This window comes from Actinomadura rubrisoli (assembly GCF_004349215.1).
Taxonomy (GTDB): Bacteria; Actinomycetota; Actinomycetes; order Streptosporangiales; family Streptosporangiaceae; genus Spirillospora; species Spirillospora rubrisoli.
In genome coordinates this window covers 1-6,200 of the sequence record NZ_SMKU01000456.1, presented here as the reverse complement: position 1 = coordinate 6,200, position 6,200 = coordinate 1, and the positions used below count along the sequence as shown (strand labels likewise).

Below are 6,200 nucleotides of genomic sequence, written 5' to 3'. Positions count from 1 at the left end.
ACCCCGGCGAGCGCGAACTGGGACGCCCCCGTGAACGCGAGCAGGCTCAGCGCGCACGCCTGCGCCACCGACAGGCCCGCCGTGACGGCCGCGGCCCCGAACGCCAGCCCGGACATGCCGACGGCGAGCCCCACGCCCAGCCCGTCCCGGACGGCCGCCCGCCGGGCCGCGTCCAGGCCCCGCTCCTCCTCGGCCTCGGAGGCATCCGCCCCCGCCACATCACACCCGACCCCGTTCATCCCGCGAACGCTAGGCGCCCCCACTTGGGGAGTCTTGAACGTTCCTGCACCCTCTCGGTCAGCGGTCGGCGGCGGCGTCGAGGCCGGTCTCGATGACGGCGTTCATGATGCGGGCGAGGCGGTCGGGGCCGAGGGCCGGGGCGTGCTCGGCCATCGCCTCGACGATCCGGCGCTCGCGCTCGGGGTCGCGCCCGGCGAAGCCGCCGACCGGCTTGAGGCGCTGGACGACGGCGGCGATGGCGGCGCGGCGCTCCAGCAGCGCGGCGAGGGCGGCGTCGAGGCCGTCGATCGCCGCCCGCGCGTCGCCGAGCGTGGTGATCGCCTCGGCGGACGGCAGCCGGACCCGCAGTTCCTCGGACGCGGCCTGCGACTCGCAGGCGGGGCAGGCCGCGCCGTGGCCGTCGGCCGGGTCCAGTACCTGGTCGTGCATTGTGGCCTCCCTCTGGCGGCGGCCGTGCGCACTGGGAGTCCGTGCCCGGGCCGCGCTCGTTCATGACAAGTGCTCGTCCATGACGAAAGGCAGAGCCCGAGCGGGTCACTCGCGGGGGGTCTCTGCCTTAGCCGGCTCCGGGGTCGTCGCTCAGGTCGTGACGCGGACCGGCTCGCCCGGAGCCGGCCGCGTAAACCTGAAATGGCGACGTTCCATGCCCGCGATCGTAGAGCGGGACGCCGGGGGCGCGTCAACTTCCGGACGGATCGTCTCGGCTATCGAGACCGCCCGGCTAGCATGTCCGATATGGGGGGAGAGGTCGCGCGCTATTGGCGGCATCCCGCATTGCCCGAGGTGGATCTGCTGCGGGCCCGCTTCGTGACCCACCGATTCGCCCGGCACACGCACCCCGGCTACACGATCGGCGTGATCGAAGCGGGCGTGGACGAGTTCGAGCACCGGGGCGGTGTCGAGCGCGCGGGCCCCGGCTCCGTCGCGGTCGTCAACCCGGACGTCGTCCACACCGGGCACGCGGGGACGCCCGAGGGCTGGACCTACCGCGTGATCTACCCGTCGGTCGCCGTCGTGGAGGGGATCGCCGCCGAACTGGGCGCGCCGCGGGGCACCCCGGTGTTCCCGGACGCCGTCCTGGACGACCCGTCCACGGCCCGCCTGCTGAGCGCCCTGCACCGGGCGGGTGAGGCGGGGGACGCGCTGGCCGTCTCCACGATGCTGCGGACGGCCCTGGCGCACCTGCTGACCCGGCACGCCCGGCACGTCCCGGGCGGCGATGGCTCGGTGGCCATGCCGCCCATCGTCCGGGAGGCGCGTGACCTGCTTCATGCAAGGCTCATCGATCCGCCCTCTCTGGAGAAGCTGGCCGAGGAGGTCGGAACGCGGCCGTTCCCGCTGTTGAGGGCGTTCCGTACGACGGTCGGCCTGCCGCCGCACGCCTACCTCAACCAGGTACGTGTGCGGGCGGCGCGCGCGCTGCTTGACGAGGGCCTGCGTCCGGCGGAGGTCGCCGGGCGCACGGGATTCGCCGATCAGGCCCACCTGACCCGCCACTTCAAGCGGACCGTCGGTGTCCCGCCCGGCGCCTACCAGAGCGCCGCCCAGGCGGGACGGCGCGGGCGGTGACCCCAGGGTGGGACATGCGGGGCGTTCCACGACATGTGGGGCATCTGGGGCATCCGGAGTGTCGGGGTTCGCGCCGCGCGCGGTGCGGGTTAGGCTCTCAGGACCGCGTCATCCCGGTGTCCCTTCCGGGTTGACGATCTTCCCCCGGACCGATAGCGCGACCACGTGTCGATGGCACGTGGGCGGTCGCATGTCGACGAGCAGGAGGCGCATCAGGCATGGCGGACTCGTTCGTTCATCTGCACGTCCATACGGAGTACTCCATGCTGGACGGGGCCGCTCGGTTGAAGCAGATGTTCGAGGAGGTCGGCAGGCAGGGGATGCCGGCGATCGCGATGACCGACCACGGCAACATGCACGGCGCCTACGACTTCCACAGGCAGGCGACGGCGGCCGGGGTCACGCCGATCATCGGCATCGAGGCGTACATGGCGCCGGAGTCGCGGTTCCACAAGAAGAAGATCCAGTGGGGCGAGCCGAGCCAGAAGCGCGATGACGTCTCGGGCGGCGGCCTGATCAACCACAAGACGCTGTGGGCGCGCAACCGGACGGGCCTGCACAACCTGTTCAAGCTCTCCAGCCGCGCCTACACCGAGGGCTTCGTCTTCAAGTACGCGCGCATGGACGAGGAACTCCTGGCCGAGCACGCCGACGGGCTGATGGCCACGACGGGCTGCCCGTCGGGGAAGGTGCAGACGCGGCTGAGGCTCGGGCAGTTCGACGAGGCGCTCAAGGCGGCGGCGACCTTCCAGGACATCCTCGGCAAGGACAACTACTTCCTGGAGCTGATGGACCACGGCCTCGACATCGAGCGCCGCGTCCGGCAGGGCCTGATCGACATCGGGAAGAAGCTCGGCATCCCGCCGGTGGTGACCAACGACTCGCACTACACGCACGAGTCGGAGTCGACCGCCCACGACGCGCTCCTGTGCGTCCAGGTGGGCAAGCAGCTCGCCGACCCGGACCGGTTCCGGTTCGACGGCAGCGGCTACTACATCAAGACCGCCGACGAGATGCGCTCGATCGACTCGTCCGAGATCTGGCTGGAGGGCTGCAAGAACACGCTGCTGATCGCCGAGAAGGTGGATCCGGCGGGCATGTTCGAGTACCGCGACCTCAGCCCGCGCTTCCCCGTCCCGGAGGGGGAGACGGAGGAGAGCTGGTTCCGCAAGGAGGTCTGGAAGGGCCTGGAGCGGCGTTTCCCGGACGGGCTGCCCGAGGGGTACAAGGAGCAGGCCGATTACGAGATGGGCGTGATCCTCGGCAAGGGGTACCCGTCGTACTTCCTCGTCGTCGCCGACTTCATCATGTGGGCGAAGGAGAACGGCATCCTGGTCGGGCCGGGCCGGGGCAGTGCCGCCGGCTCGCTGATCGCCTACGCGATGGGCATCACCGACCTGGATCCGATCCCGCACGGGCTGATCTTCGAGCGGTTCCTGAACCCCGAGCGCGCCTCGATGCCCGACATCGACATCGACTTCCCTGAAGACCGGCGGGCCGAGGTCATCCGGTACACGACGGAGAAGTGGGGGGCCGACAAGGTCTCCTTCATCGCCACGTTCGGCACCATCAAGGCGAAGGCCGCCATCAAGGACGCCGGCCGCGTCCTCGGCTTCCCGTACGCGCTCGGCGACCGGATCTCCAAGGCTTTCCCGCCCGCCGTCATGGGCAAGGACATCCCGCTGTCGGGCATCTTCGACGACAAGCACCCGCGCCACGGCGAGGCGGGCGAGCTGCGGAAGCTGTACGAGGAGGAGACCGACGTCAAGCAGATCATGGACCTGGCCCAGGGCCTGGAGGGCCTGATCCGCCAGACGGGCGTCCATGCGGCCGGGATCATCATGTCCGGCGAGACGATCACCGACCACGTCCCGATCATGCGCCGGGACGCCGACGGCGCGATCATCACGCAGTTCGACTACCCGACGTGCGAGACGCTCGGCCTGCTGAAGATGGACTTCCTGGGCCTGCGGAACCTGACGATCATCGATGACGCGCTCAAGGGCATCGAGAAGAACAAGGGCGTCAAGGTCGACCTGCTCGAACTGCCGCTGGACGACCAGCCGACCTACGACCTGCTCGCCCGCGGCGACACGCTCGGGGTGTTCCAGTTCGACGGCGGCCCGATGCGCTCGCTGCTGCGGCTGATGAAGCCGGACAACTTCGAGGACATCTCCGCGGTCGGCGCCCTGTACCGGCCGGGCCCGATGGGCGCGAACTCCCACACCAACTACGCGCTCCGCAAGAACGGCCAGCAGGAGATCACCCCGATCCACCCGGAGCTGGAGGAGCCGCTCAGGGAGATCCTCGACACGACCCACGGCCTGATCGTCTATCAGGAGCAGGTCATGGCGATCGCGCAGAAGGTGGCGGGCTACACGCTCGGCAAGGCCGACCTCCTGCGCCGGGTGATGGGCAAGAAGAAGAAGGCGGAGCTGGACGCGCAGTTCGTCGGCTTCGAGCAGGGCATGGTCGACAACGGCTTCTCGAAGGAGGCCGTGAAGACGCTGTGGGACATCCTCGTCCCGTTCTCCGACTACGCGTTCAACAAGGCGCACAGCGCCGCGTACGGGCTGGTCTCCTACTGGACGGCCTACCTCAAGGCGAACTACCCGGCCGAGTACATGGCGGGCCTGCTCACGTCCGTCGGCGACGACAAGGACAAGAGCGCCCTGTACCTGAGCGAGTGCCGCCGCATGGGCCTGAAGGTCCTGCCGCCCGACGTCAACACCTCGGAGGCCGACTTCACCCCGCTCGGCGACACCGAGATCCGGTTCGGCCTGTCGGCCGTCCGCAACGTCGGCACGAACGTGGTGGACGGGATCGTCGCGGCCCGCAAGGAGAAGGGCGCCTACGCCGACTTCAACGACTTCCTCGGCAAGGTCCCGCCGATCGTGTGCAACAAGCGGGTCGTGGAGTCGCTGATCAAGGCGGGCGCGTTCGACGAGCTCGGGCACGAGCGCAAGGCGCTGCTGATGGTGCACGAGCCGGCGATCGACTCGGTCATCGACATCAAGCGCAAGGAGGCCATCGGCCAGGACTCCCTGTTCGGCGCGATGGAGGACGACAGCGGCGAGGACGCGTTCGCGGTCGTGATCCCGGAGGGCGAGGAGTGGGACAAGACCACCCTCCTGGCGTTCGAGCGGGAGATGCTGGGCCTGTACGTCTCCGACCATCCGCTCCTCGGCGTCGAGCACATCCTGGAGCGCGAGGCCGACAGCACGATCGCGGTCCTGAACGAGGGCGAGCGCCCGGACGGGCAGGTCGTCGTCGTGGCGGGCCTGCTGTCGGGACTGCAGCGCAAGGTCACCAAGCAGGGCAACTCGTGGGCGATGTTCCAGCTGGAGGACCTGGGCGGCTCGATCGAGGTGCTGTGCTTCCCGTCGTCCTACCAGCTGTGCTCGACGCTGCTGGCCGAGGACGCGATCCTGGTGGTGAAGGGCCGCCTGGACCGCCGGGAGGACGTCGCGAAGATCATCGCGATGGAGGTCCTGCAGCCCGACCTCACCGTCACCGACGCGACGGGGCCGCTGTCGGTCACGCTGCCGCTCGGCCGCTGCACGCCGCCGACGGTCTCGCGCCTCAAGGAGGTGCTGATCACCCATCCCGGCTCGGCCGAGGTGCACCTGCATCTGCAGAACGGCCCGCGCACGACGGTCGTCCGGCTGGACGACAAGCTCCGCGTCGCGCCGTCCCCGGCCCTGATGGGCGATCTGAAGCAGCTGCTCGGCCCGTCCTGCCTGGGCTGACCCGGTGGCACAGGCGGCTCGCTGCTGCGACGACCCGAGGACGGGCACGCTGGTCGTCCTGTCCCGCGGCGCCTCGGGCCACTACTGGGTCGGCTCGTGCACGTCCTGTGCCGGCGCGCTGATCGAGCACTACTCCTATGACGACTGGGACACCGGCGCCCCCGAGACGTACGACATGTACTGGTGGTGGCGGATGGACGCGCCGGACGCGGCCGCGCTCCGCGAAGCGGTCAAGGGCTGCCCCGCGCCCCTGGACCCGGGATGCGGATGCCGTGTCCACGAGGGCCTGCGCAAGACCAAGCCGCGTCCACTGCCCCCGCCCACCGGCGCACCCAACGCGCCCGCCGAGATCCCCCGCGTGGGTTTCGCCGTCACCGACGCCCGCCCCCACTGGACCGAGCTGTACTAAATAGAGCCGAGGGCGGCGGGGCGCAGTTCGCTTTCCCAGTGGACGAAGCGGCCTAGGCCGTCGAAGTGGGCGCGGGCGGTGCCGCCGCCGGGCGGCCACAGCTCGGTCAGCGCGTCGCTTTGCCGGTACGGGACGCGGTGGTGGGAGAGGAGCCCGGCGAGGGTCAGCCGGGGCTCGTGGGGGAACAGGCTCGCGGCGTTGGTGAGCAGCCGGGCGACGGGGATGGGGTCCCG

Annotated in this window: 5 protein-coding genes and 1 pseudogene; 3 read left to right on the top strand and 3 right to left on the bottom strand. The window is 70.3% G+C overall.

Going from position 1 to position 6,200, the window contains the following annotated elements:
- Together E1298_RS42765 and E1298_RS42760 are read right to left on the bottom strand one after the other, a co-directional pair.
- Positions 1-239, bottom strand: a 239-nt coding sequence (locus tag E1298_RS42765; RefSeq protein ID WP_131903104.1) for an AzlC family ABC transporter permease, incomplete at its 3' end; no start/stop codon positions are given.
- Between the two features lie 58 nt (positions 240-297).
- Entirely contained in the window at positions 298-669 is a 372-nt protein-coding gene (locus E1298_RS42760) for a chorismate mutase (RefSeq protein WP_131903103.1), read from the bottom strand.
- A 306-nt stretch (positions 670-975) separates the two neighbouring features.
- Between E1298_RS42760 and E1298_RS42755 the strand changes: the two genes are divergently transcribed.
- The 3 genes from E1298_RS42755 (at position 976) to E1298_RS42745 (ending at position 5,967) form a co-directional block, all read left to right on the top strand.
- A complete protein-coding gene (locus tag E1298_RS42755) occupies positions 976-1,809 on the top strand; it encodes an AraC family ligand binding domain-containing protein (protein WP_424923210.1) in 834 nt (277 codons plus the stop codon).
- A gap of 218 nt (positions 1,810-2,027) precedes the next feature.
- Positions 2,028-5,558, top strand: a complete 3,531-nt coding sequence (gene dnaE, locus E1298_RS42750) for a DNA polymerase III subunit alpha (protein WP_131903101.1) — start codon at positions 2,028-2,030, stop codon at positions 5,556-5,558.
- Between the two features lie 4 nt (positions 5,559-5,562).
- Positions 5,563-5,967, top strand: coding sequence for a hypothetical protein (locus E1298_RS42745; protein WP_131903100.1), 405 nt, complete (start codon positions 5,563-5,565; stop codon positions 5,965-5,967).
- Here E1298_RS42745 and E1298_RS42740 read toward each other — a convergent pair.
- Positions 5,964-6,200: pseudogene (locus tag E1298_RS42740) on the bottom strand (DUF6882 domain-containing protein); the annotation flags it as partial. The gene E1298_RS42745 and the pseudogene E1298_RS42740 sit on opposite strands and share 4 nt — an antisense overlap.

Excerpts from the sequence above, each read along its gene's own strand:
- dnaE (WP_131903101.1), top strand. The coding sequence starts at position 2,028 with ATGGCGGACTCGTTCGTTCATCTGCACGTCCATACGGAGTACTCCATG.
- E1298_RS42755 (WP_424923210.1), top strand. The coding sequence starts at position 976 with ATGGGGGGAGAGGTCGCGCGCTATTGGCGGCATCCCGCATTGCCCGAG.
- E1298_RS42760 (WP_131903103.1), bottom strand. The coding sequence starts at position 669 with ATGCACGACCAGGTACTGGACCCGGCCGACGGCCACGGCGCGGCCTGC.